The following is a 24,447-nucleotide window of genomic DNA, read 5'->3' as shown; positions in this document are numbered from 1 at the left end:
CACTAGGCCGGGCCGCCGCTCTATCCCTTTAAGCGCTCAATCCTCCGCCGCGCGATACGCCGCGTCGAAGCGCCCCGCCGCGACCGCGAAACCCGCGCGGGTGACCAGCACGTTCGGATCGAAGTTCGCATGCACCGTCGGCTGCAGGTCGAACGGTCCCTGCACCAGGCTGAAGCGCGCGTTCAACACGCCCTGGTCCAGTGCCTGCTGCACGTAGCCGCGCAGCGCCGCCGGAATGCTGGCGGCATCGTCGATGGCGATGCGCCGGCCTTCGTAAGCCACGGTCAGCGGGCCGGTGTAGGCGGCGGCCTGCGGCTGCAGCCCCAGCGCCTGCACCAGCGAGTAGGCCAGGCTCACGCGGCTGACCGAGTCGTTGCCGCGGAACTGGCCGTTGAGCGTGCCCATCACGCCGTCCTGGCGCTGGGTGAGGTCGCGCAGCGGCGCTCCGGCGGCCACCGCCGATTCGGCGTAGGCGTAGGCGGTGCTGCCCACGGGCAGGTCGCTGAAGCTGGACTGGCCGTCGAAGCGCAGCGACTGGCGCACGCTGCCGCCCATGACCAGGTATTGGGCCAGTTCGTAGCGCTTGAGCTTGGTGTCGGGGCTGAAGTAGCCGCCCGGGAAACCATCGACCAGGCGCTGCGCCACCGCGTACTCGATCGCCTGGCGCGCCGGATGGCTGGCGATGTCGCTCAGGCCGGTGTAGCCGCCGCTCCGGAGCAGGTTGATCTGGCCGCTGACCGTGCCCGGCAGGCCGTAGCCGTTGGTGAGCTTGAGCGGGTCCAGACCGGTGCCCGACACCGAGCCGATGCCGCGCGCGCTGACCTTCCACACGCCGGGCTTGCCCGGCGCGCCGGTGGTCACGGTGTCGCCCAGCACCGGCAGCGCCACCGAGGAACCGTAGGTCACGCCGTCGGGATCGGTCAGCACCAGGGCCAGGGTGTTCTCGCCGATGGTCGCGCGCGCGGCCACCCAGGCCACGTCGCTGCCGACGGTGAAGGACTGCTCGCCGGTGGCGCCCACGGGCACGAAGTCGAACGAGAACGGCTGGCTGCCGCCGGGCAGCAGGATGGCGTTGGCGTTGAAGCTGCGCAGCGCATTGACCGTGGCGCCCCAGCCGTAGCGCGTGCCGGAGGCTTCGGCCACCGCCGCATAGGCGTTGACGTAGCCGGCGCCGGCCTCCCAGGGCAGGCGCGCGGTCATGTTGCTGGCGGTGCGGCGCAGGATGTCCTTGACCTGGGCCGGGGTCAGGTTCGGATTGGCTTCGAACATCAGCGCGACGATGCCGGCCACGTGCGGCGTGGCCATCGAGGTGCCGCTCATGTGGGTGTAGAACGGCAGGTGCGCGGGCGCCAGGGTGTCGGCGTCGTGCTGCAGTTCCGTCGCCGGCAGCGCGCCGGTGAGCGCGCGCGTGGACACCACGTCCACGCCGTCGGCGACGAGGGTGGGTTCGTTGACGTAGGTCCACTGCTTGCCGTCGGGCATGGTGAAAGTGCCCGACTCGCCGCGCTTGCCGCGCGAGGAGAAACCGGTGAGCACGCCGTCGTTCTCGCCCGCGCCCACCGAGATCACCCACGGCGCCTGCGCGTAGGGATTGTGGGTGTCTTCGCCGGGGCCGTCGTTGCCGGCCGCGAACACGCTGACGATGCCGCGCTTGTACAGCTCGTAGGTGGCGATGTTGACCGGGTTCATCGGATCGAACGGGCCGCTGCTGCCCCAGGAGTTGCTGGTCACGCGCACCGGATGCTCGTAGCTGAACTGATGGGTCAGCGCATAGTCCAGGCCGCCGACCGCGTCCAGCACCAGGATCACCGCGCCGGAGCCGTAGCCGACCAGGTCCGCGCCGGGCGCGACGCCGCGGTACAGGCCGCCGGAGCGCTCGCCGGTGCCGCCGATGGTGCCGGCGCAATGGGTGCCGTGGCCCGAGCCCAGGTCGGTGTTGGGCAGGTTTTCCAGGTAGGTGACCGGCACGATGCCCGGCGCGAGGTCCGCGGCCAGGCTGGCCAGCACGTTCTGCGGGCCGAGCACGTTCTGGACCACGTTCTCGCCGAACTTCACGTCCTCGTGGGTGGCGTCGATGCCCGAGTCGTTGACCACCACGGTCACGCCGCGGCCGCTGAACGGAATCGCGCGGTGGTAGTCGCCCGGGTTCTGCACCGCGCGCGCGGCGCCGGAGATGGCGCGCGCGTCGTTGTTCATGTAACGCAGCGGCGCGTTGTAATAGATCGAGGCGACATCGTCGCGCTGCGCCAGCGCGCGGATCTGCGCCGGCGTGGCCAGCGCGCCGGCGATCGGCAGCGAGCGCATGGTCACGCCCTGGCGGATGCCCAGCGTTTGCAGCACGCCGACCTGGGCGGCGCTGACCGGCGCGGACTGCTCGTAGCTGATGACCACCTGCAAGCGGTCGGTGGGCAGCGCGGCGGTGAGTTTGGACAGCAGTTGCGGATCCAGATGGGCATCGGCCAGGGCGACGCCGCTGGCGAGCAGGCCGGCGGCGAGAACGGAAATACGCAGCGCACGGCGACGAACGGGGCGGGGCATGACGGGCATTCCACGAACTCCACGATGGACGAAGGGCGCGGCGAGTATTCGCGAGCGCCGCGCGGTCATGCATCGGGGTTGAGCCCCAGCGCGAGCGGGGGATTTCCCCCATTCGCAGCGGTATTAGCGCGTGGATGGTGCCCGGCGGCACATGGTGCGTGCCGCGCGATGAGGTGCCTTTACGAAAGGGCGGCGGATCGGCTAATCCGCGACGCCGCTCTCCGCACCGCCGCGCCGCAAGGGATCCGGCAGCGCCTGGCCCTGGCGGGTGAACGCCAGCGACACCGAGTTCAGGCAATGGCGCTCGCCGGTGGGCGGCGGGCCGTCGGGGAACACATGGCCCAGGTGGCTGCCGCAGCGCGCGCAGACGATTTCCTCGCGGATCATGCCGTAGCTGGTATCGCGCACGGTGCGCACGTGCTCGCCCGCGTAGGGCGCGAAGAAGCTGGGCCAGCCGGTGCCGGAGTCGAATTTGGCGTTGGAGCGGAACAGCGGCAGGCCGCAGTAGCGGCAGGTGTAGACGCCGTCCAGCTTGTTGTCCAGGAACACCCCGCAGAACGGCGCCTCGGTGCCGTGCTGCAACAGCACCCGGCGCTCCTCGTCGCTCAGGCCCGCGCTCAGCGCCTGGCGCTGGGCATCGCTGGGAGGGGTCAGGTCGAAGGCGGTCATGGGCGCGGTTCCGGCGGGGGCGGGTCCGCCGATGGTACCCACGCCCGGGCCGGGTGGCGGCCGGCGGGCCGGAAACGCTGCGTCCCGCCCCTGTTCAGCTGAACGGGAGGGCGCCGTTCGGCGGCTGGGATTTGCATTCCGGGCGCCATGGCTCTAGGGTATCGGATGCTGTGTTAGTCAAGGGTCACCGTGAACCGTGGCCCGATGTCGTAGATCCCAGATCCGCCCATCGTTACCTGGCTTCCTCCTTGCAACCAGCATCACGCCGCAACCGCGGCATTCCATAACGTTTCAAGGAGCAAGCAAACATGTCGAACCGTGAATTCGGTACGGTCAAGTGGTTCAACGACGCCAAGGGCTTCGGTTTCATCAGCCGCGAGAGCGGCGAAGACGTCTTCGTGCACTTCCGCGCGATCCAGTCGCAGGGCTTCAAGAGCCTGCAGGAAGGCCAGAAGGTGTCGTTCACCGTCGTGCAGGGCCAGAAGGGCCTGCAGGCCGAGGCCGTCCAGGCCGTCTGATCCGGGCGCGCGCAAGCGCACCGATCTAGGAAAAGCCCGGCTTCGGCCGGGCTTTTTTCGTTTGGCGGCCTGGGCTCGCCGCCGGCCGGTGGTGCCGGCCGGCGGTCGACCCCGCGCTGCGCGCGGTCAGCGCGCCCCGAAGCGGGCGAACGTGCCGCAGCGGTAGGCCGCAACCTCGTTGATGCGCACGTAGGCGGTGTCGTGATCCGGGCCGCTGTGCGCGACGATGCGCAGCCGCTCCACCCGGGTCGCGGGCATGCGGTGCTCGCGCACGGTTTGCACGTTGCCGCGCACGCTCTCGATCAGGTTCCAGGCGCTGCCGTCGAAGTACTCCAGATCGTAGTCGCGCGCCTCGTAGCCCAGGCTGGAGTACACCAGCACCTGCTCGGCCAGGTCGGGAACCGGCAGGGCGATGTCCAACCGGTCGGAACCGCTGCCCGGCATGGCCGCGAATGCGGCGAACGGCACGCTGCCGGCATTGGCCCAGCTGTACTCGCCGCCGAGCGCGGTGTTGAAGTCGCCATCGGTGGTGCGTGCGGGGCTGTAGCCCGGGGCGGTGCTGGTGGCGACCGCCGCCCCGCCGAGCAAGAGGTTGCGCCCGTCGCAGGCGAACGGCGTCAACGGTCCGAACAGGCGGTAGTCGTACGCGGCGGTGGTCAGCTGCTCGTCCTGGAGCCAGTCCGACAGGTTCGCCGCTTCGCGCTGATCGGTGCTGATCAGATTGGTCAAACGATAGGGGCCGTTGCGTCGTCCGGCGTAGATGTCCTCGCCGTTGAAGCGCAAACGTAGGGTGTTGGCGCCGGCGACGACATCCTGCAGCTGCGCGGCATTGGCGACCACCTGGCCGTCCGCGGCGACCAGGTCGGCCGAGACCATCGCCGGTCCGCTGTAGTCGGCGATCACCTCCACCGGCACTTCCAGCGCCTGATAGCGCCTGCGGCTGCCGATGGCGGTTTCGGCCCCGACCGAAGCGATCCTCAGGCTGCGCCGCCCGATCTGCAGCGACTCGCTGCCGCCGCGTTCGAAGTCCAGGCCGGCCGCGGTCAGGCCGGACACGTACCAGGTGGCTTCGGCGATGCCCGGCGCGTCGGGTACGTCATAGCTGCCGGTAAAGCGGCCGTCGGCCTGGCGGACCATCGGCACCACGTCGATGCCGCCGTCGATGCGCCGGATCCGGATTTCCGCGGTGGCGCTGAGCAGCCCCGCGCTAGGCGTCAGAGTCAGTTCGGCGCGCGTCCCGCTGATCAGGAACGGAAACAGCGCATCGAACTCGATCCCCAGCGGACTGGCGAAGGACGCGAACGTGGCCAGGTCGGTGCCGCCGGTCTCGATGTCGGCACCGCCGTCCACGATCATGCGCCAACGGCCCGGCCGAGGCGCCGGGAACTGGTAGCTCGCGGTGGTGTCCGCGGCCTGGTACAGCACCATGCTCGGATCGAGCTCGTCGCCGACCGGTTCGCCGGGTTGCGGTTCGCCTTCGTACACCGAGGCGGCGAACTCCGGGTCGAACACCTGCCCGCTCGGGTCGATCAGGGTGATCCGGGCGCTGCCGGCGAGCCAGCGCGCGGCGAACAGGGTCGGGCTGCCGTCGACCAGGAACTCGCGTTCGATCCGGCCGTTGGCCAGCAGGGTCTTGCGCACGTTGAGGCTGCGCTGATTGAACTCGTCGGCGCCGCTCATCGTGGCGCCGCCGCTGCCGGCCAAGCGATACGGCTGCATCGCGGCACCGGCGAGCGCCGTGTCCTGCAGCCTTTGCGCGCGGAACGGGAACTGGAAGGACGGCCCGCCGCAGTGGCTGCGCGAGCGCGCGACCAGGACCGGATGCAGGCAGTTCCAGTAGGTCTGCTGGCTCAGCACGCCATCGCCCCAGCTGTAATAGTCGCGATGGCCCAGGCCCGGCCGGATGTGGATCTCCTGCGTGGCCATGCGGTCCAGGAAACCGGGCATGCCGGTGGCGCTGTAGGTCTGGATCAGGCCGTCGTCCTCGCCCGGGATCAGCACGCCCGAGGTCCAGCCCCAACCGTTGCGGAACTCGAAGGACGGCACCGGGATCGAGCGGATGCAGATGCGGCGGCCGAAAATGCGGAAGCAGATCTCATGCCGGCGCCACATCGGCGCGTCGCCGCCGATCGCGTGATAGACCGTGCCCGGGCGCTGGCCATGGGTGATGTTGAACAACTGCATGGCCGGTTTGGACATCTCGCACACCGCCGGCTGGTTGGGCACGCAGGCCAGGCCGGTGATGGCGGGCGCGCCGCGGTGCGGCGTGCCGAAGGTGAAGATCTGCGAGACGTCGTTGCGGTACAGCACGCTCTCCATGTAGGCGCGCGCGACCAGCCCGCCCATGCTGTGGCCGAACAGGATTACCCGCGGCTGCCCGGTTTCGTAGCGGGCGGTGTCGATCGCCGAGCGCACCCGCAGCGCATTGACGTGCAAGGGCGGGGTGTAGCCCAGGCTGGTTTGGATGTTCGCGTCGAATCCCCGATAGCCGTTGTTCTGCAACTGCGCCACGACCGGGTTGAAGCGGTTGAAGTTGTCGGTCCAGCCGGTCACGTAGACGATCGGATGGCGGTTGTAGCCGATCAGGTTCTGCACGAAGCGGCTGCCGCCGCTGAGCACGATGGTGAACTGGTCGATCAGGAAGGCGTCGCTGCCGAAGGTCCAGCCGGCCAGCCGCGGCCGCAGCGTGTAGGTGCCCGCCGGCACAGCCGGGAACACATAGTTGCCGGCCGCATCGGTGATCGCGGTGATGCCGCCGCCCAGATCGACCACCACATTGCCCAGCCCCCGCCCGGTGCCGAACTCGACCACGCGGCCGGCCACGCGCGTGGTCGCCGGCGTGCCGCCGCAGGCGTAGATTTCGAGTTCGTTGACGCGGAAGTAGTACGGCTGCAATCCCGAGCCGTTGACGGCGAGGATGCGCACCGCGTCGGCCAGCTGCGGCGCGAAGCGGTCGTCGCGCGAGGCCGCGCTGTTGCCGCGCACCGAGCTCACGGTGCGCCACGTGCCGTCGACGCGCAGCTGGATATCGTAGGCAGTGGCTTCGTAGCCGCGGGTCGTGAACAGTTGCACCCGATCGATGCGCGCCGGGCTGGCCAGGGTCAGGTCGAGCGTGGCCGGCCAGGTGCCGTAGTCGTTGACCCAGCTGAATCCGCCGCCTAGCTCGGTGCTGCGGTCCCCATCGTTGACCCGTTGCGCGCTATAGCCAGGGTAGGTGGTGTGGCCGAAGGCGACGGCGTTGCGGGCGAGATTCGGCGTATTGCAGGTTTGCGCCGACGCCGGCGGCAGCCAGGCGAACAGCAGCAACAGCGAAAGCAGGCAGCGCGCCGCATCGGACAGGCGGCGGCGAACGAAAACGGACAGGACATGGCCTGTGTGCATGGCGGATCCTCCTGATCGCGATATGGGCCGCTGGGTTGAACCGCCGGCGGCATGGCTTCCTTGCGGCGACGACTATAGGCGCAAATTTGCCGGCTTTTAAGCCGACTGCGACCGAAAAAACGAAGCTCCAACCCGCGCTCGTGCTTGCTGGCGCGAGGGATGTGCGTTTGCCTGCTTTGCGCCGTCGCCGGGCTCAGGTCGCGGCCGCGGCAGTGGCCATGCGCCGGTCGGCACGGCGCAGCGCGCGCAGCAGCAACAGCACGCTGATCACCGCCTGCAGGGCCACCGAGGCCACCGACAGCAGCCACAGCTGGCGCAGTTCGAAGTCCGGCCGGGTCGACAGCCACAGCGCCGGCAGGGCGAAGGTGAGCATGCGGCTGGCGCTGCTGAGCAAGGCGGGCAGGGTGTCGCCCAGGGCCTGGAACATGCCCGAGCAGGTGAAGATCAGCCCCGAGGCGACGAAGTTCAGCGAGATCACGCCCAGGAACTGCGCGCCCACCGCGATCACCGCCGGCTCCTGGGTGAACACGCCGACCAGCCAGGACGGCTGCCACTGGCACAGCGCGGTCAGCGCCAGCATCAGCACGCTGCCGATCATGGCCGAGGCGTAGAAGGTCGCGCGCACCCGCTCCGGCCGGCGCGCGCCCACGTTCTGCCCGGCCACCGGCGCGGTCGCGAACGAGATCGCCATCGCCGGCAGGAAGATCGCCTGCATCACCCGCTGGCCGATGCCGAAACCGGCCTGGGCCTCGGCGCCGAAGCCGCGGATCGCCCAGTAGATCGCCGCCATGTAGACGAACATCAGCGCGAACTCGCCGCCGGGCGGCAGGCCGATGCGCAGGATCCGCTTCCACACTTCGAGCCGGGCGTGGAACTGGCTGCGGTCGAAGCCCACGTACTTTTCCAGGCGCGCGAAGTACAGCGCCATCATCACAACGCCGGCCGCGATCGAGATCGAGGTGGCCAGGCCTGCGCCGGCTACGCCCATGGGCTTGCCGGTCAGCCAGCCGGCGATCAGTACCGGCGCCAGGATCGCGTTGAGCACCACGGTTAGCATCTGCACCACCATGGTCGGCTTGGCGATGCCGGTGCCGCGCAGCGCCGAGCCCATCGCGATCTGGGCGAACTGCAGCGCCAGGCCGGGCAGGAACCAGTACAGGTAATCGATGCCGGCCTGGGTGGTGGCCGCGTCGGCACCCAGGGTGCGCATGTAGGCGCCGCCCAGCGCGTAGCCGCCGACCAGGGTGACCGCGGTGCAGGCCAGCGCCAGCAGCAGGCTCTGGTTGAACACCAGGTTGGCGTCGTCGCGGTCCTTGCGCCCGACCGCGTGCGAGATCAGGGCCATGGTGCCCACGCCCAGGATCTGGGTCAGGGCCATGACGATGAACTGCACGTTGCCGGCCGCGCCCACGCCGGCCACCGCGGCATCGCCCAGGCGGGCGACGAAGTAGAGGTCGATCAGGAAGTACAGGGTCTGGAACAGCATGCCGACCATGATCGGCGCGGCCATGCGCAGTACGTGTTTGGGGATGGGGCCCTGGGTCAGGTCCTGCATGGCGGTTCGGCGGTCTTGGGCTGCGCGCGACCTTAGCGCGCACGCGAGGCGCACGCCATCGCGGTGCGACCGGCGGCGAGGCCGCGCTAGCAAATGGGCGCCGTCCCGCGCTAGCGGCGGTAGCCGCACTTCGCGTCTAATCGGCAGGCTGGCCACGTGCGCCGGCGATCGCCACGGACCCCCGCATGCGCACTACCGCTCCGCTGTCCCTGCTGTTGTTGCTGGCCGCCGCGCCGCTGGCCGCGTCCACGCGCAGCCCGGCGCCCGCGCCGAACTGCCTGGACGCGCGCAGCATGAGCGAGGCGCGGCAGTCCGGCGAGCGCACCCTGGCGGTGATGCAGGCCGACGGCCGCCGCTTCCGCGTGGACCTGGCGCAGGACTGCCCGGCCGCCACCGTGGACGCGCAGGCCACCGTGCTCGCGCGCGAGGGCTGGGTCTGCGGCCACGGCAACGAGTATCTGCGCAGCGGCCAGCAGCTGTGTCCGGTGGCCGCGGTGGCCGTCATCGACGCGCGCGAGTACGCGCAGCTGGCGCTGGCCAGCCAGCGCCGCGACGACGGCATCGCCACCTTGGACGCGGTGGAAGTGAAAACCGAAAAGCGTCGCGGTTTCGGCGGCTCCACTTCGTACTGCTTCAACCCGCGCTACATGCGCGGCTGGAGCGAGGACGGCAAGGGCCTGGTGGTCGAAGTCTCGCCGCAGCGTTCCGGCGGCCACCGTTATTACCGCGTCGAACTCGCCTACAGCTGCCCGGAACTGTTCAACGCCCACACCATCGACCTGCGTTCGGGCATGGGCATCAGCGCGATCTGCGGCAATCCCGGCGACAGCGTGGTGGCCAAGGCCGAGATGCGGCCGGGCGAAGGCATCGCGCGCGGGGGCGGCGTGTCGCGCGTGACCTGCCCCATCGCCAGCGTGTATCCGATAGAACAATGACGGCCTAAGCGCCGCGGCATCGCGCGATGTTCGCGCTGGCGTTAGCGTCGCGTGCAGCAGGTGTGCAGCGAGCGTGAACGTGCGCGACTGAACGCGCGATATTCACCGCCGGTTGGCGCGAGCGCGACAAGACTCAGGCACCGTCCCCCAACGGAGCTAGCCATGAAGACGAGTCCGAGTTTGCGTATCGCCGCGTTCGCCATCGCCCTGGCCGTATCCGGCACCGCCCTCGCGCAAGACGCCATGACCGAAGCCCAGGTGCGTGCGCGCCTGACCGATCAGGGCTACACCAAGATCAACGACGTCAAATTCAGCGACGGCGTGTGGAAGGCCGACGCACGCAGCGCCGAAGGCAACCGCGTCGACGTGCGTCTGGACCCGAAGACCGGGCGCGTGTATCCGGACGAGCAGGTGGCCAACCTCAGCGAGGCCGACGTGCGCGCGCGCCTGGCCGTGGCCGGCTACACCAACGTGCACGACGTGGATTACGAGGACGGCATCTGGAATGCCGAAGCCGACGACCCGGCCGGCCGCGATGTGGAACTCAAGATCGATCCGCGCACCGGCAAGGTGATCGGCAAGGAAAAGGACTAAAGCGCTCCCTTCTCCCGCTTGCGGGAGAAGGTGCCCGGAGGGCGGATGAGGGCGCGCGAAAGGCGAATTACGGCGCGAGTTCGTGACCTCCGCATGCCCTCACCCCAACCCCTCTCCCGTTGCACGGGAGAGGGGCTTTTAACAGTTACCACTGGTCTTCGAGCATGCGCGGCCGGCAGGCCAGGTAGCCGCCTATCGCCAGCACCACCAGACACAGGCTCAAGAACCCGAACGGCAGCGCCCAACCGTGGCTGCGCTCGTGCAGCCAGCCGAACAGCAGCGGGCCCAGGCAGCTGATCGTGTAACCCAATCCCTGCATGAAGCCCGACAGCGCGGCTGAACCGGCCTGGCTGCGCGTGCGCAGGTTGATCAAGGTCAGCGACAGCGGGAAAGTGCTGGGGCCCAGGCCCAGCAGCGCCACCCACAGCACCGTCGCCGTCATCGGCGCCCACAGCAGCCCGGCGAACCCGGCCAGGTACATGGCCACGCAGGCCAGCACCACCGGAAAGGGATTGGCGATGCGCACCGCCAGCGCCGGCAGCGCCAACGCGGCCACCAGCCCAAGTGTGGAGAACAGCGCCACCATGCTGCCGCCCAGCGCGGCGCTGCCGCCGGCTTCGACCAGCAGCTTGGGCAGCCAGGTGAACATGGAATAGGTGATCAGCGAGGTCATGCCGAACATCAGCGCCATGCCCCAGGCCAGCGGCGCGCGCCAGACCCGGCCGGTGGAGGCGGGCGCGGCCAGCTCCGGCGCTTCGTCGCCGCTGCCGACCGCGCGGTCGTGCGCGGCGGCCAGCGTGCGCGCCTGCGCGGAGCGGCCGTAGCGCTCCATCCACAGCGCCGCGATCCACGGCAGCGCCGCGGCCACCGCCACTAGCGACCACGAGCCCAGCGACACGCGCCAGCCGGCGGCCTGCGCCATCGGCACCGCGGCCAATGCCGGCAGGATGGTGCCCAGTTGCAGCACGGTGATGTAGGTCGAGCTCACTGCGCCCAAGCGGTCGGCGAAGTAGCGCTTCACCAGCGGCGGCAGCACCACGTTGCCCATGCCCATGCCGGCCAACGCCACGGCCGATGCGGCGAGCAGTTGCGCGGTATCGCCGGCGAAGGCGCGCGCGAGCAGGCCCAGCGCGGCCAGCGCCATCGCGGTCAGCGCCGCGCGCTCCAGGCCCAGGCGGTGGGCGATGGCGGGCGTGAGCACGCCGAACACCGCGAACGCGGCGGTGGGCACCATGCCTAACACGCCGGTCATGGTCGGGCCGAAACCGAACTCGCGGCCCAGGCCGTCCAGCAGCGGCGTCAGCGACGTCACCGCGGTACGCAGGGTGAAGGCCGACAGCACGATGCCGGCCAGCACCAGGCTGCGCCCTTGCCAGAGCGAGCGCGGCGGCACGCGCGCGGCGGCGGACGCGCTCATCGCGCGCACCGGGAAGACAGCGGAATCAAGCGGGGCATGGCAGATCCGAGTCGCAGGCCGGCCGCGGCAGCGGGATGCAGCGGTGGGGGCCGCTCGAGCGGGGCGGTGGGCGGCGCTCGGGCGCGGTCGGCGGTGCGGATGGGGGTACGCCCGCGCGCTGCGCGGCCGTGGCGACAGTGTGCCGCAGAACATGAACGCGCGTCAGGCGCGCACCGGAAACGCTCAGTTCCACCGGCCCGAAATCGCAGATTCGGCAAAGTCGCGCGACCGTGACCGACGCAACTGGACCGCCCGCGCCGCCGCTCCTAGTATCGGGCGCACTCATCCGCCCGGGCCCTTCGTCCATGAAACTGCTGCTCGCGTCCCTGCTGTCCCTGTCGGTATCCGCGGCCCTGGCGGCCGAGGCGCCGAAGTTCGACCCCAAGCGCCTGTCCGAAGAAACGCGGGTGCTGTCCTCCGACGAGTTCGAGGGCCGCGGCCCGGCCACCGCCGGCGAGACCAAGACCATCGAGTACGTGGTCGCGCAGATGCAGGCCGCGGGCCTGCAGCCCGGCGGCGATCTCAAGGACGGCCAGCGCCTGTGGACGCAGGCGGTGCCGCTGACGCGTTCGCAGATCGCCGGCACGCCGTCGCTGTCGGTCAGCGTGGGCGGCAAGGCGCAGGCGCTGACCCAGGGCAACGAGATCGCCGTGCGCGCCGCGCTCGACGGTTCCAAGTCGGTGGCTATCGCCGATGCGCCGCTGGTGTTCGCCGGTTATGGCGTCAAGGCGCCCGAGCGCGACTGGGACGATTTCAAGGGCCTGGACCTGAAAGGCAAGATCGCCGTGGTGCTGATCAACGACCCGGATTTCGAAAGCGGTAAAGGCGACTTCGGCGGCAAGGCCATGACCTACTACGGCCGCTGGACCTACAAATACGAAGAGGCCGCGCGCCAGGGCGCGCTGGGCCTGCTGATCGTGCACGAGACCGATCCGGCGTCCTACGGCTGGGCCACGGTCAAGAACTCCAACACCAACACCATGTTCGACGTGGTCCGCGACCGCCCCGGCGCCACCCATCCGCGCATGGAGGGTTGGATCCAGCGCGACTTCGCCGTCGACCTGTTCAAGCGCGCCGGCCTGGATTTCGAAGCGCTCAAGCGCCAGGCGCAGACGCGCGCGTTCAAGCCGGTGGAGCTCAAGGGCGCGACCCTGTCGGCGAACTACGCGGTGCAGACCGAGGTCATCACCTCGCAAAACATCGTCGGCCGCATCGAAGGCAGCCAGCGCCCCGACGAGACCGTGATCTACAGCGCGCACTGGGACCACCTGGGCGTGGGCGCGCCCGACGCCAAGGGCGATACCATCTACAACGGCGCGGTCGACAACGCCACCGGCACCGCCGCGCTGATCGAGATGGGCCGCGCCTTCGCGCAGGGGCCCAAGCCGCAGCGCTCGGTGGTGTTCCTGGCGGTGACCGCCGAGGAAAAGGGCCTGCTGGGTTCGGAGTACTACTCGTCCAAGCCGCTGTACCCGCTGGGCAAGACCGTGGCGGTGATCAACACCGACGCGCTCGATCCCGAAGGCCCGGCGCGCGATTTCTCCACCGCCGGCAGCGCCAAGCAGGACCTGCTGGACGAGTTGATCGCGCTGGCCAAGCGTTGGGACATGAGCTACGTGACCGATCCCAAGCCCGAGGCCGGCCACTTCTTCCGCTCCGATCACTTCCCCTTCGCCAAGCGTGGCGTGCCGGCGGTGTCGTTCGGTTCCGGCGACGACCGCATCGACGGCGGCCGCGCCGCGGGCGAGGCCGCGCAGCGCGCCTACACCGCCGATCGCTACCATCAGCCGGCCGACCAGTGGGAAGCCAGCTGGAGCTTCACCGGCATGGCCCGCGACCTGGAACTGCTCTACAGCCTGGGCAACGGCCTGGCCAACTCCAAGCGCTGGCCGAACTGGAGCCAGGACTCGGAGTTCCGCGCCGCGCGCGACGCCAGCGCGGCCGAACGCAAGTAAGCCACCGCGCCGCTCCCGCACGCGCGGGAGCGGCGCCGCATCGGAATCCGCATGAACGACCAACTGCGCCTGCGCCGCTGCGCACCCGGCGACGAAGCCGCCTTGGCCCTGGTCGGCCAGGCCACCTTCCTGGAAACCTTCGCCGGCATCCTCGGCGGCGGCGACATCGTGCGTCACTGCGCGCATGCCCACGCCGCGGCCACCTACCGCGCCTGGCTGGACGATGCGGCCTGCGCGCTGTGGCTGCTGGAGGCCGCGCCCGGCGAGGCGCCGGTGGGCTATGCCGTGCTCGCGCCGGCGCAGCTGCCGCTGCCCGATGCCGACGCGCGCGATCTGGAACTCAAGCGCATCTACCTGCTCGGCCGCTATCACGGCGGCGGCTGGGGCCGGCGCCTGCTGCAGGCCACGGCCGACGAAGCCCGCGCGCGCGGCGCGCGCCGGCTGCTGCTGGGCGTGTACGACGGCAACGCCGCGGCGATCGGTTTCTACGAGCGCATCGGCTTCCGCGCGCTGGGCACGCGCCGGTTCAACGTCGGCGGCCGCGATTACGACGACCGCATCCTGGGCCTGGCCCTGGACTGAGGGCCACCGCTGGAACGCATCGGCCCACCGGTGCGTGCCTGCGGCGGTTGAAGCCGCGACGGCGCGGTCGCATCTTGTCGGTCTCGGGCCGCTCGCCGGCCGTCGCTCGCCAGGTACCGCCATGTCCCAGCCGCTGAAGATCGATTTCGTCTCCGACGTGTCCTGCCCCTGGTGCGCGGTGGGCCTGAAGTCGCTGGAGCAGGCGATCGCGCGCATCGGCGACGGCCTGCAGGTGGACCTGCATTTCCAGCCCTTCGAGCTCAATCCGCAGATGGCCCCGGAAGGCGAGGACATCGACGAGCATCTGGCCCGCAAGTACGGCTCCACGCCCGCGCAGCTGGCGCAGAACCGCGAGGCCCTGCGCCAGCGCGGCGCCGCGCTGGGGTTCGCCTTCAACGCGCGCAACCGCATCTACAACACCTTCGACGCTCACCGCCTGCTGCATTGGGCGCAGCTGGAAGGCGCCGAACGCGAGCGCGCGCTCAAGCACGCGCTGCTGCAGGCCTACTTCAGCGACGGCCTGGACGTGTCCTCGCACGACACCCTGGCCGGCGTGGCCGCGTCGGTGGGGCTGGACGAGGCGCGCGCGCGGCAGATCCTGGCGTCGGACGAGTACGCCGACGAGGTGCGCACGCAGGAGAACCATTTCCAGGCCCAGGGCATCAGCGCCGTGCCGTCGGTCATCATCAACGACCGTCATCTGATCCAGGGCGGCCAGCCGGTGGAACTGTTCGAGCGCGCCCTGCGTCAGCTGGCCGGGCTGCCGGCGGCCTGAAGCCGCCAGCTTCGGACAACTGAAGCTTCGTTCTACCCTCATGCCCGCCGCGCAGGCGACGGCGGACGCCGTCGCGCGGTACGCTTGAGCGCCGCGTATTGGCTCCCGATTCCGTGATCGCATTCGAGCAGGCCAGCAAGTCCTACCGCGTCGGCGGCCACGAGGCGCCGGCGCTGCAAGCGCTGGACCTGCGCATCGAGGCCGGCGAGGTGTTCGGCATCATCGGCCACTCCGGCGCCGGCAAATCCACCCTGCTGCGACTGATCAACCGCCTGGAAAGCGCCAGCGGCGGCCGCGTGCTGGTGGACGGCACCGACGTGGCCACCCTCGACGCCGACGGCCTGCGCGGTTTGCGCCGCCGCATCGGCATGATCTTCCAGCATTTCAATCTGCTCTCGTCCAAGACCGTGGCGGCCAACGTCGCCTTCCCGCTGGAGCTGGCGGGCACGCCGCGCGCGCAGGTCTCCGCGCGCGTGGACGAGCTGCTGGCGCGGGTGGGCTTGAGCGATCAGGCGCACAAGTATCCAGCGCAGCTGTCGGGCGGGCAGAAGCAACGCGTGGGCATCGCCCGCGCGCTGGCCACCGGCCCCAAGATCCTGCTCTGCGACGAGGCCACCAGCGCGCTGGACCCGCAGACCACCGCCTCGGTGCTGCAGCTGCTGGCCGGCATCAACCGCGAACTGGGGCTGACCATCGTGCTGATCACCCACGAGATGGACGTGATCCGCCGCGTCTGCGACCGCGTCGCCGTGCTCGACGCCGGCGCGCTGGTGGAAAGCGGGCCGGTGACCGAGGTGTTCCTGCACCCGCGCCACCCGACCACGCGCCGTTTCGTCGCCGAAGCCGAGCACCTGGACGAAGGCGAGCTGCACCGCGACATGGCCGCGGTGTCCGGGCGCATCCTGCGCCTGACCTTCGTCGGCGGCGGTACCTACGAACCGCTGTTGGGGCGCGTGGCGCGCGAGAGCGGGGTGGACTACAACATCCTGGCCGGCCGCATCGACCGCATCAAGGACACGCCCTACGGACAGCTCACCGTGTCCCTGGTCGGCGGCGACGCCGAGCGCGCGCTGGCGGCTTTCGCCGCCGCGGGCGTGCACGTCGAGGAGGTGCGGCGATGAGCGGGTTCGCGAACCTGGATGCGGCCAAGTGGGTGGAGATCGCCCAGGCCGGCGGCGACACCCTGCTGATGCTCGCCGGCGCGCTGCCGCTGACCCTGCTGATCGGCCTGCCGCTGGGCGTGCTGCTGTTCCTGACCGCGCCGCGCCAGCTGCATGCGCGCCCGCGCCTGTACGCGGCGCTGTCGCTGCTGGTGAACCTGCTGCGTTCGGTGCCCTTCATCATCCTGATGATCGCGATGATTCCGCTGACCCTGGCGGCCATGGGCTCCTCGCTGGGCGTGCGCGGGGCGATCCTGCCGCTGGTGGTGGGCGCGGCGCCGTTCTACGCGCGCCTGGTCGAAACCGCACTGCGCGAAGTCGAGCGCGGCGTGATCGAAGCCAGCTTGGCGATGGGCGCGAGCACCCGCCAGATCGTGCTGCGCGTATTGCTGCCCGAGGCCCTGCCCGGGCTGATCGCCGGCGCCACCGTGACCACCATCGCCCTGATCGGCTACACCGCCATGGGCGGCGCGATCGGCTCCGGCGGCCTGGGCGACCTGGCCTACCGCGACGGCTATCTGCGTTCCCACGGCGACGTGGCCCTGGTGACCGTGGTGCTGCTGCTGATCCTGGTGCAGGCGCTGCAGAGCGTGGGCGACCGTCTGGTCGCGCGCTTTAGCAGGCGATGACCCGCTGGCGATGACCCGTACGCGATGATCGACCAGCGCCGCTCCCCCGCATTCCCTCCCCACGGAATCCAAGCATGAAAAAGATCGCCCTGTACTCGCTCGCGCTGTTGGCGCTGGCCGGCTGCTCCGGCGGCGGCAAGACGCCCGCCGACACCCTGACCGTGGCCGCCACCACGGTGCCGCACGCCGAGATCCTGGAGGTGGTCAAGCCGCTGCTGGCCAAGCAGGGCGTGAAGCTGGACGTGCACGTGTTCAACGACTACGTGCAGCCCAACGACCAGGTCGCGCAGAAGCTGCTGGACGTGAACTACTTCCAGACCGAGCCCTACCTGGACGCCTACAACCGCAACCGCGGCACCCAGCTGACCACGGTGATCGGCGTGCACATCGAGCCCTTCGGCGCCTATTCGCGCCGCTACAAGTCGCTGGATGCGCTGCCGGCCGGCGCCGACGTGGCCATCCCCAACGACCCCAGCAACAACAGCCGCGCGCTGATCCTGCTGCACAAGGCCGGCATCATCAAACTGCGCAATCCCAAAGACCCGCTGGCGACGCTGCGCGACGTGATCGACAACCCGAAGAAGCTGGCCTTCCGCGAACTGGATTCGGCGATGCTGCCGCGCGTGCTGGACCAGGTCGACCTGGCCCTGATCAACACCAACTACGCCCTGGACGCCGGCCTGGACCCGACCCGCGACGCGCTGACCATCGAGGACCGCAATTCGCCCTACGTGAACTTCCTGGTCGCACGCCCGGACAACCTCAAGGACCCGCGCGTGCTCAAGCTGGCGCAGGCGCTGACCAGCCCCGAGGTCAAGGTGTTCATCCAGACCAAGTACAAGGGCGCGGTGCTGCCGGCGTTCTAAGGCCGCGCGCGGTGTCGCGCGCGCCGGCGATCGGAGACAATGCCGGCACGGGACGCGGTCGCGTCCGGCGTACGATGGAGCCGCAATGAAGATCCTGGTCACCGGCAGCGCCGGCCACTTGGGCGAGGCGCTGATGCGGCGCCTGCGCCACGACGGCCACGAGGCCATCGGTTTGGACGTGAGCGCCTCGGCCCACACCGACGCGGTCGGCTCCATCGTCGATCGCGGGCTGGTCGCGCGCTGCATGCGCGGCGTCGACGCAGTGCTGCACACCGCCACCCTGCACAAGCCGCACGTGGCCACCCACAGCCGCCAGGACTTCGTCGACACCAACATCAGCGGCACCCTCAACCTGCTCGAGGAGGCGGTGAGCGCCGGCGTGGGCGCGTTCGTGTTCACCAGCACCACCAGCGCCTTCGGTCGTGCGCTGACGCCGCCGCCGGGCGCCCCGGCGGCCTGGGTGACCGAGGACGTGGCGCCGGTGCCGCGCAACATCTATGGCACCACCAAGATCGCCGCCGAGAGCCTGTGCGAGCTGTTCCAGCACAAGCAGGGCCTGCCGCTGCTGGTGCTGCGCACCTCGCGCTTCTTCCCCGAGCAGGACGACCTGAAGTCGGCGCGCGAGGCCTTCGACGACGCCAACATCAAGGCCAACGAGCTGCTGTTCCGGCGGGTGGACATCGAGGATGTGGTCGATGCGCACCTGCTGGCGATCCAGCGCGCACCGGCGCTGGGCTTCGGCCGCTACATCATCAGCGCCACCACGCCGTTCCAGCGCGAGGACCTGGCGGAGTTGCGCGAGGACGCGCCGGCGGTGCTGGCGCGACGCGTGCCCGGCTACGAGGCCGAGTACGCGCGCCGCGGCTGGCGCATGTTCCCCGGCATCGACCGCGTCTACGTCAACGAACGCGCGCGCGCCGACCTGGGCTGGGCGCCGAAGTACGACTTCGCCCACGCCCTGCAACGCCTGCGCGAAGGCCTGGACCTGCGCAGCGACCTGGCCCGCAGCATCGGCAGCAAGGGCTACCACGAACATGCCTTCGCCGAAGGGCCGTATCCGGTCGATTGAGCCGCAGCCCCGAAGCGCTTTTGCCCGTCGTTCCCGCGAAGGCGGGAACCCAGGGCTTCATCCAGGCATGACTCTGAAGTCTCTGGATCCCCGCCTTCGCGGGGATGACGGATCGTGGCGCTCGCCGCAAACCCACCAGTCGTTCCCGCGAACGCGGGAATCCAGCGCTTCATCCAGGCATGACTCCGAAGTCTTCGGGTTACGCTTTAGCAAGAATCATCCTACGGGGCCTCGGCCAGTTCGTAGTCGAAGTCGTAGTAATGCTCGCCGCCCTCGGCGATGACGATGCTCATGCGCCCGCGCAGGCCGGTGAGTTCGCCGGTGCCGGAATCGGGCACCACATTCAGATCCAGCTGCGCCGCGCCGCGATCCAGGGTGCCGCTGTGCTGCAGGACGAAACTGCCGCGGCGGCCACCGAGCGTGCCCTCCACGCGTTCCATCGCGACATAGCCGGCCGAACCGGCGACGGCGCTGCGGAAGGCCAGCATCTGGCCCTGGCCGCTGGCCTCGAGTTCGCCGTGGTAGCGCTTGTCCAGGCGCATGCGGCCCAGGCCATCGCTGGCGCCTTCGTCGGCGGCTTGCGGGTTCATCTTGACGTCGAAAGCGCCATGGATGTGTCGGCTCATGAATGGGTCCTGGCAGGCGAAGACCGCGCCGACGATGCGCGCGGCGGCATGGGCCGTCAATGGCCAGCATCGACGATCCGCGTCGCCGAAGCTGCGACAGGAGCGCGTCGGTTCAAGGCGCGCCGCGCCCGGCGATCTCCAGCAGTTCGACCTCGAACACCAGGGTCGCATTGGGCTCGATCTGGCCGGGCACGCCACGCTCGCCGTAGGCCAGCCGCGCCGGTATCCAGAAGCGGTAACGGCTGCCCACCGGCATCAGCCGCACGCCCTCGCTCCAGCCGGGCATGACCTGGCTCAGCACCAGTTCGGCCGGGTGGTCGGTGTCGTACGTGCTTTCGAACTTGGCGCCGTCCAGCCGCGCGCCGATGTAGTTCACCCGCACCGTGTCCTGCGCATTCGGCTTGGGCCCCTGCGCGTCCTTGAGCACTTGGTACTGCAGCCCGCTGGCGGTGCTGCGCACGCCGGGCTGTTTGCCGTTGCCGGCCAGGAAGTCATCGCCCGCTTGCAGGTTTTTCTTCGCCAGTTCGCGCTGGGCCGCATCGTGACGATCGCGCAAGCGCTGGCTCAGCTGCGCGCGGATGCGTTGCGCCGCGGGCTCGTCGATGGGCGAGGGACGGCCGTCGTAGGCCGCGCGCACCGCCTGCAGCACCACCTCGATGTCCACGTCCTCGCGCACCGGCGCCAGGGTCTTGGCCATGTCCAGGCCGACCACATAGCTGGCGCGCGCGCGTTCGCTGTCCAACGCCGGCGGCGCGGACGTTGGCGGCGACGGCGCGCGGCTGCAGGCGAACAGCGCGGCCGAGGCGGCCAGCAGCAGCGCGGCGACGGGCAGGTGCGGGGCGAGCTTCATGCGGAACTCCGTGTTTCTAGCGTTGTGTGTGCCATCAATCGGTGACCGCGAAACTGATCATCATGCCCATGTCTTCATGCTCCAGGTTGTGGCAGTGGAGCATGTAGCGCTGGGTGCCGCGCCAGGGCTGGTCGAAGTCCAGCGCCAGGCGCACGATCTCGCCGGGCCAAATCACCACGGTGTCGTTCCAGCCCAGGTCCTGCGGTCCCAAGCCGCCCTCGGCGACCTTGCGGCCGCGGATGTCGGGCGGGCTGATGCTGCGCGAGAGCACGCGGAACTGCAGGCCGTGGATGTGGATGGGGTGGGGCATGCTGGTCATGCTGTTGCGCAGCTCCCAAACCTCGCGGCTGCCGCGGCGCACGCTGAAGGCCGGCTCGTGACCGGTGAGGTGGAAGTTCCAGTCGTTGATGAACCAGCGGCCTTGATCGTCCATGCGCAGGCGCAGCGCACGCACCGGCCAGCCTTCGGTGTCCGGCAGCGGCGGCAGCGCCGACATCCGCTCGGGCACGCGCACGGGCGGGCGTGCGGGCGCATGGGGCGCCACCACACGCAGTTCCATCAGGTCCAGCGGATCGCCCATCGCGACCGCGCCGGGATGGTCGGCCATGGGGTCGGGCTGGAACGCGCCGGACTCGTCCTCGTTCTCCATCGCCACGTAGTCCAGGCTGCGCAGCAGCGCGCGCTCGCCCGGCGCGAGCGCGGAGAAATCGACCAGCACGTCGGCACGCTGCGCCGGCGCCAAAAACAGGTCTTCCACTGGCCACGGTCGTTCCAGCAGGCCGCCGTCGGTGCCGATCAATAGCATCGGCAGCGCCTGGCCGCGGTGCACGAAGGCCGGGCGCAGCATGCGCGCGTTGGCCACGTTGGCCAGACGGAAACGGTACAGCGCCGGCGCCACGTCCAGATACGGTTCTGGCGTCCAGTTCACCAGCACGCGGTTGCCGATCCAGTCGTCGGCGCAGTCCTTGTAGATGATGGCGTTGCGCGCATCGACCTGCTTATCGGCGATCATCAAGGGCAGGTCGCGCTCGCCCCAGGTCAGTCCCAGGCGTTGCTGTAGCGCGCGTTCCTCTTCGTCCTCGATCAGCAGCAGGCCGGCCATGCCGCGCTGCAACTGCGCGCCGGTGCGGCCGTGCGGATGGGCGTGATACCAGTACAGGCCGGCGCGGTTGTCGATGGAAAAATCGCAGTCGCGTTGCGCGCCGGCCGCGACCGGATGCAGGCCGCTGCCGTCGTTGGCCTCGTCCACGGCCAGGCCGTGCCAGTGCACGGTGGTGGCCTCGCGCAATTGGTTTCGCAGGCTCAAACGCACACGCTCGCCGCGTTGCGCGCGCAGCAGCGGGTCGGCGCAGCGGCGGCCTTCGTGCTCGGCGGCGTAATGCCATAGCTCGGTGTGCGCGCCGCCAAAGATGTCGAACGCGGCGATGCTCGCGCTCAAGGCCGACAGCCGCGACAAGGGCAGTTCGGCGAACAAACCGTCGCGGCCGGGCATGCGCAGCGCGTGCGCGAAGCGCGCAGGCTCGGCGTGCTCGTCGGCAGGCGGCGGCACAGACGCGGCCGCTTGCGGCGCGGGCGGCGCACGCCATTGCCGCCATGCGAACGGCGCGGCCACCGCCACGCCGGCGGCGGCCGAGAGTGCGGTCAGCACATGGCGGCGTCGTACATCAATCATGCGCAATTCCTGTGCACAGCATCCGGCCCGGCCCCGACCTGGTCCCCCTAGAAACGGCTCAGGCTAAAACGCGACTGCAACAAAACCGCGACACCATAGCCGCCGCCAACGCGGCAAACCGTGGACGCAGCCACACACTGGCGCCGTCGCACGCTTCGGCCCTGTGACGTCCGCCCCAGTCGCGCGGGCGCCTGATGCCGATGATCCGCAGCGTTGTTGCCTAGCCCCGAAGCGGCCCAGTCCGCTGGGGCAGTTGTCGGCACCGTCGCGCGCAGGGGGCGCGCGGTCCTTTGCATCGGCGCGGTCCGGGACGGGCGGCGGCGGTGGTCTGCTCGGTCGCGTCGGCGTCTTGCCGGCGGCGCCCGGGCGCTGGCGCGAGCCGGGCGTTTGCCCGCGGCGCCGGAACGCGTCCCCGGCAGCGAGCGGCGCGCAGTGCGCGCGCCTCACAGCAACCCAACGGGAATCCACCAGTGAACAACATGCACAAGGAATGGCCGGGCCGCGGCGCCATCGCGGCCTGCGCGCTGGCGCTGACGTCGCTATGGCTGCACGCACCGCAGGCCGGTGCCGCGCAGCGCACGCTGCAGCTGGCCGAGGACAATGCCATCAGCAAACGCATTCCCGCCGCGCGCAGCGCATCGGTGCTCAGCGCGCCCTCCCACCGGGTGTGCGAACCCGGCGCCAAGTGGGTGCGCCTGGGTTTCAAATCGCTGAACCTCAAGCCCTACGATTCGCTGACCCTGATCAGCTCGGGCGGCGACCGCTACACCTTCGAAGGCCAGCAGTGGAACGGCCGCGCCTTCCACGCCCGCGCGCTGCGCGGCGACTGCGTCGAGATCCGCCCCTACTTCGGCAATCCCGACAGCGCCTTCGAAGTCGACAGCTACGACTACGGCCTGCAAAGCCTGGCCGCGAGCCCGGTGGTGGTGGCCGGTGCGGGCGACATCTGCGACACCAGCGGCAACGCCTGCGCGGGCACCTCGGATCTGATCGTGGCGATCAATCCGACCGCGGTGTTCACCGCCGGCGACAACGCCTACAGCAGCGGCACGCTCAGCGAATACAACAACCGCTACGCGCCGACCTGGGGCCGCTTCAAGGACCTGACCAGCCCGACGCCCGGCAACCACGAGTACAACACCAGCGGCGCCAGCGGCTACTTCGACTACTTCAACGGCGTGGGCGCGCAAACCGGCCCGGCTGGCGACCGCAGCAAGGGCTACTACAGCTGGGACGTGGGCGAGTGGCATTTCATCGCCCTCAACACCATGTCCGGCGGCACCGTCGCCAGCGCGCAGATCAACTGGCTCAAGGCCGATCTGGCCGCGAACACCAAGCCCTGCACGGCGGCCTACTTCCATCATCCCTTGGTCAGCCGCGGCCATTACACCGGCTACAGCCAGGTCAAGCCGTTCTGGGACGCGCTGTACGCGGCCAAGGCCGACCTCGTGCTGGTGGGTCACGACCACAACTACCAGCGCTACGCCAAGATGAACCCGAGCCAGGCCGCGGCCAGCGATGGCATCCGCCAGGTGCTGGTGGGCACCGGCGGCCGCGCGTTCTACGGCCTCAGCGGCAGCCATCCGCTGCTGGAAGCCAGCAACGCCAGCACCCATGGCGTGCTCAAGCTCAGCCTCACCGCCACCGGCTACATCGGCGAGTTCGTGCCCAAGGCCGGCAGCAGCTACACCGACAGCTTCAGCGGCACCTGCAACAAGGGCGCGCCTCCGGCCAACACGCTGAGCCTGGACACCGTGCGCGACGTGACCGTGAAGTCGAACGGCACGCGCGACAACGGCGCCACCTTGTACGCCGACGGCGACGACGTGGGCCTGCAGCTGCGCGGTCTGATGGGTTGGAACCTGTCGTCGGCCGCGGGTCTGGACATCACCTCGGCCACGGTTTCGCTCAATGTGACCAATCTGTCCAACGGCGCTTACGACCTGTACCAGGTCACCGGCGCCTGGACCGAGGCCGATGCGACCTATGCCGGCGCGACCTTGGGTCCCAAGCTGGGCAGCGTGACGCCCACCAGCACCGGCACCCACACCATCGCCCTCAACGCGGCCGGCGTGCAGCTGATGGAGGATTGGGCATCGGGCGCGGCGGCCAATCACGGCCTGGCCCTGGTCAACGCTTCGGGCGTCATCGACGGCGTGGACTGGACCTCGCGCGAAAGCGCGTCGGCGCCCAAGCTGATCCTGAACTACACCGCCGGCGGTCCGGTCAACGCCGCGCCCGTGGCCAACTTCAGTTCGAGCACCAGCGGCTTGAGCGCGAGCTTCACCGACAGCTCCAGCGACAGCGACGGCAGCATCGTCTCGCGTAGCTGGAACTTCGGCGACGGCAGCACGTCCACCGCGACCAACCCGAGCAAGACCTACAGCGCCGCCGGCACCTACACGGTCTCGCTCACGGTCACCGACGACGACGGCGCCACGAACACCAAGTCCGCCTCGGTCACGGTGACCGGCAGCGGCGTGCAAACCTACAGCAACACCGCCGACTACACCATCAGCGACAACGCGACGGTGGAGAGCCCGATCACGGTCTCCGGCCGTAGCGGCAACGCCCCGAGCAACGCGTCGGTGACGGTGGCGATCGTGCACACCTACCA

Annotated in this window: 19 protein-coding genes; 11 read left to right on the top strand and 8 right to left on the bottom strand. The window is 69.9% G+C overall.

Annotation, left to right across the window (positions count from 1 at the left end):
- Positions 1-36: 36 nt before the first annotated feature.
- Both DX914_RS18920 and msrB read right to left on the bottom strand, forming a co-directional pair.
- Positions 37-2,538 (bottom strand): S8 family peptidase, encoded by a 2,502-nt coding sequence (locus tag DX914_RS18920; protein ID WP_115862094.1) that lies wholly within the window; start codon positions 2,536-2,538, stop codon positions 37-39.
- A 201-nt stretch (positions 2,539-2,739) separates the two neighbouring features.
- Positions 2,740-3,207, bottom strand: a complete 468-nt coding sequence (gene msrB, locus DX914_RS18915; protein WP_115861754.1) for a peptide-methionine (R)-S-oxide reductase MsrB — start codon at positions 3,205-3,207, stop codon at positions 2,740-2,742.
- Positions 3,208-3,515: 308 nt separating this feature from the next.
- On the opposite strand from msrB, the gene DX914_RS18910 reads away from it, so the two are divergent.
- Entirely contained in the window at positions 3,516-3,725 is a 210-nt protein-coding gene (locus DX914_RS18910) for a cold-shock protein (RefSeq protein WP_115861752.1), read from the top strand.
- A 126-nt stretch (positions 3,726-3,851) separates the two neighbouring features.
- Here DX914_RS18910 and DX914_RS20430 read toward each other — a convergent pair whose 3' ends face one another.
- Positions 3,852-7,106, bottom strand: a complete 3,255-nt coding sequence (locus tag DX914_RS20430; RefSeq protein ID WP_196778966.1) for a PGAP1-like alpha/beta domain-containing protein — start codon at positions 7,104-7,106, stop codon at positions 3,852-3,854.
- Positions 7,107-7,299: 193 nt separating this feature from the next.
- Positions 7,300-8,661 carry an MATE family efflux transporter gene (locus tag DX914_RS18900; protein WP_115861750.1) on the bottom strand — a complete coding sequence of 454 codons (1,362 nt, stop codon included), beginning with the start codon at positions 8,659-8,661 and terminating at the stop codon, positions 7,300-7,302.
- A gap of 185 nt (positions 8,662-8,846) precedes the next feature.
- Here DX914_RS18900 and DX914_RS18895 point away from each other — a divergent pair, with 185 nt between their 5' ends.
- A complete protein-coding gene (locus DX914_RS18895) occupies positions 8,847-9,596 on the top strand; it encodes a hypothetical protein (protein ID WP_115861748.1) in 750 nt (249 codons plus the stop codon).
- A 162-nt stretch (positions 9,597-9,758) separates the two neighbouring features.
- Positions 9,759-10,190: a PepSY domain-containing protein gene (locus DX914_RS18890; RefSeq protein WP_115861746.1), complete on the top strand. Its 432-nt coding sequence runs from the start codon at positions 9,759-9,761 to the stop codon at positions 10,188-10,190.
- Between the two features lie 145 nt (positions 10,191-10,335).
- Here the strand turns inward: DX914_RS18890 and DX914_RS18885 are convergent, their stop codons facing one another.
- The gene (locus DX914_RS18885; RefSeq protein WP_115861744.1) at positions 10,336-11,607 is read right to left on the bottom strand and encodes an MFS transporter; all 1,272 of its coding nucleotides are present in this window, start codon (positions 11,605-11,607) and stop codon (positions 10,336-10,338) included.
- A 344-nt stretch (positions 11,608-11,951) separates the two neighbouring features.
- On the opposite strand from DX914_RS18885, the gene DX914_RS18880 reads away from it, so the two are divergent.
- The 7 genes from DX914_RS18880 to DX914_RS18850 all read left to right on the top strand — a co-directional run bounded on the left by DX914_RS18880 (position 11,952) and on the right by DX914_RS18850 (position 18,682).
- Complete coding sequence (locus DX914_RS18880; protein ID WP_115861742.1) at positions 11,952-13,601, top strand: M28 family metallopeptidase; 1,650 nt, start codon at positions 11,952-11,954, stop codon at positions 13,599-13,601.
- Between the two features lie 51 nt (positions 13,602-13,652).
- Positions 13,653-14,183, top strand: a complete 531-nt coding sequence (locus tag DX914_RS18875) for a GNAT family N-acetyltransferase (RefSeq protein ID WP_115861740.1) — start codon at positions 13,653-13,655, stop codon at positions 14,181-14,183.
- 121 nt (positions 14,184-14,304) lie between these two features.
- Positions 14,305-14,958 carry a DsbA family oxidoreductase gene (locus DX914_RS18870; protein ID WP_115861738.1) on the top strand — a complete coding sequence of 218 codons (654 nt, stop codon included), beginning with the start codon at positions 14,305-14,307 and terminating at the stop codon, positions 14,956-14,958.
- A 113-nt stretch (positions 14,959-15,071) separates the two neighbouring features.
- Positions 15,072-16,079 (top strand): methionine ABC transporter ATP-binding protein, encoded by a 1,008-nt coding sequence (locus DX914_RS18865; protein WP_115861736.1) that lies wholly within the window; start codon positions 15,072-15,074, stop codon positions 16,077-16,079.
- Positions 16,076-16,747, top strand: coding sequence for a methionine ABC transporter permease (locus DX914_RS18860; protein WP_115861734.1), 672 nt, complete (start codon positions 16,076-16,078; stop codon positions 16,745-16,747). The genes DX914_RS18865 and DX914_RS18860 overlap by 4 nt, the downstream gene beginning before the upstream one ends.
- Positions 16,748-16,821: 74 nt before the next feature.
- Positions 16,822-17,613, top strand: a complete 792-nt coding sequence (locus DX914_RS18855; RefSeq protein ID WP_115861732.1) for a MetQ/NlpA family ABC transporter substrate-binding protein — start codon at positions 16,822-16,824, stop codon at positions 17,611-17,613.
- An 85-nt stretch (positions 17,614-17,698) separates the two neighbouring features.
- A complete protein-coding gene (locus tag DX914_RS18850) occupies positions 17,699-18,682 on the top strand; it encodes an NAD-dependent epimerase/dehydratase family protein (RefSeq protein WP_115861730.1) in 984 nt (327 codons plus the stop codon).
- A 221-nt stretch (positions 18,683-18,903) separates the two neighbouring features.
- Here the strand turns inward: DX914_RS18850 and DX914_RS18845 are convergent, their stop codons facing one another.
- The 3 genes from DX914_RS18845 to DX914_RS18835 all read right to left on the bottom strand — a co-directional run bounded on the left by DX914_RS18845 (position 18,904) and on the right by DX914_RS18835 (position 21,830).
- Positions 18,904-19,308: a DUF3224 domain-containing protein gene (locus tag DX914_RS18845; protein ID WP_115862092.1), complete on the bottom strand. Its 405-nt coding sequence runs from the start codon at positions 19,306-19,308 to the stop codon at positions 18,904-18,906.
- 112 nt (positions 19,309-19,420) lie between these two features.
- Positions 19,421-20,158 carry an FKBP-type peptidyl-prolyl cis-trans isomerase gene (locus DX914_RS18840; RefSeq protein WP_115861728.1) on the bottom strand — a complete coding sequence of 246 codons (738 nt, stop codon included), beginning with the start codon at positions 20,156-20,158 and terminating at the stop codon, positions 19,421-19,423.
- A 34-nt stretch (positions 20,159-20,192) separates the two neighbouring features.
- The gene (locus DX914_RS18835) at positions 20,193-21,830 is read right to left on the bottom strand and encodes a multicopper oxidase family protein (RefSeq protein ID WP_115861726.1); all 1,638 of its coding nucleotides are present in this window, start codon (positions 21,828-21,830) and stop codon (positions 20,193-20,195) included.
- A 479-nt stretch (positions 21,831-22,309) separates the two neighbouring features.
- Here DX914_RS18835 and DX914_RS18830 point away from each other — a divergent pair.
- The coding region (locus tag DX914_RS18830) for a PKD domain-containing protein (RefSeq protein ID WP_231118341.1) at positions 22,310-24,447 on the top strand (2,138 nt) is incomplete at its 3' end.

Origin of the sequence: Lysobacter silvisoli (genome assembly GCF_003382365.1) — a bacterium.
Lineage (GTDB): Bacteria > Pseudomonadota > Gammaproteobacteria > Xanthomonadales > Xanthomonadaceae > Lysobacter > Lysobacter silvisoli.
This window is presented reverse-complemented; position numbering and strand designations above follow the sequence as displayed.

Excerpts from the sequence above, each read along its gene's own strand:
- DX914_RS18840 (WP_115861728.1), bottom strand. The coding sequence starts at position 20,158 with ATGAAGCTCGCCCCGCACCTGCCCGTCGCCGCGCTGCTGCTGGCCGCC.
- DX914_RS18850 (WP_115861730.1), top strand. The coding sequence starts at position 17,699 with ATGAAGATCCTGGTCACCGGCAGCGCCGGCCACTTGGGCGAGGCGCTG.
- DX914_RS18890 (WP_115861746.1), top strand. The coding sequence starts at position 9,759 with ATGAAGACGAGTCCGAGTTTGCGTATCGCCGCGTTCGCCATCGCCCTG.
- DX914_RS18870 (WP_115861738.1), top strand. The coding sequence starts at position 14,305 with ATGTCCCAGCCGCTGAAGATCGATTTCGTCTCCGACGTGTCCTGCCCC.
- DX914_RS18910 (WP_115861752.1), top strand. The coding sequence starts at position 3,516 with ATGTCGAACCGTGAATTCGGTACGGTCAAGTGGTTCAACGACGCCAAG.
- DX914_RS18845 (WP_115862092.1), bottom strand. The coding sequence starts at position 19,308 with ATGAGCCGACACATCCATGGCGCTTTCGACGTCAAGATGAACCCGCAA.
- msrB (WP_115861754.1), bottom strand. The coding sequence starts at position 3,207 with ATGACCGCCTTCGACCTGACCCCTCCCAGCGATGCCCAGCGCCAGGCG.
- DX914_RS18855 (WP_115861732.1), top strand. The coding sequence starts at position 16,822 with ATGAAAAAGATCGCCCTGTACTCGCTCGCGCTGTTGGCGCTGGCCGGC.
- DX914_RS18885 (WP_115861744.1), bottom strand. The coding sequence starts at position 11,607 with ATGAGCGCGTCCGCCGCCGCGCGCGTGCCGCCGCGCTCGCTCTGGCAA.
- DX914_RS18900 (WP_115861750.1), bottom strand. The coding sequence starts at position 8,661 with ATGCAGGACCTGACCCAGGGCCCCATCCCCAAACACGTACTGCGCATG.
- DX914_RS18835 (WP_115861726.1), bottom strand. The coding sequence starts at position 21,830 with ATGATTGATGTACGACGCCGCCATGTGCTGACCGCACTCTCGGCCGCC.
- DX914_RS18920 (WP_115862094.1), bottom strand. The coding sequence starts at position 2,538 with ATGCCCCGCCCCGTTCGTCGCCGTGCGCTGCGTATTTCCGTTCTCGCC.
- DX914_RS20430 (WP_196778966.1), bottom strand. The coding sequence starts at position 7,106 with ATGCACACAGGCCATGTCCTGTCCGTTTTCGTTCGCCGCCGCCTGTCC.
- DX914_RS18875 (WP_115861740.1), top strand. The coding sequence starts at position 13,653 with ATGAACGACCAACTGCGCCTGCGCCGCTGCGCACCCGGCGACGAAGCC.
- DX914_RS18880 (WP_115861742.1), top strand. The coding sequence starts at position 11,952 with ATGAAACTGCTGCTCGCGTCCCTGCTGTCCCTGTCGGTATCCGCGGCC.
- DX914_RS18860 (WP_115861734.1), top strand. The coding sequence starts at position 16,076 with ATGAGCGGGTTCGCGAACCTGGATGCGGCCAAGTGGGTGGAGATCGCC.
- DX914_RS18895 (WP_115861748.1), top strand. The coding sequence starts at position 8,847 with ATGCGCACTACCGCTCCGCTGTCCCTGCTGTTGTTGCTGGCCGCCGCG.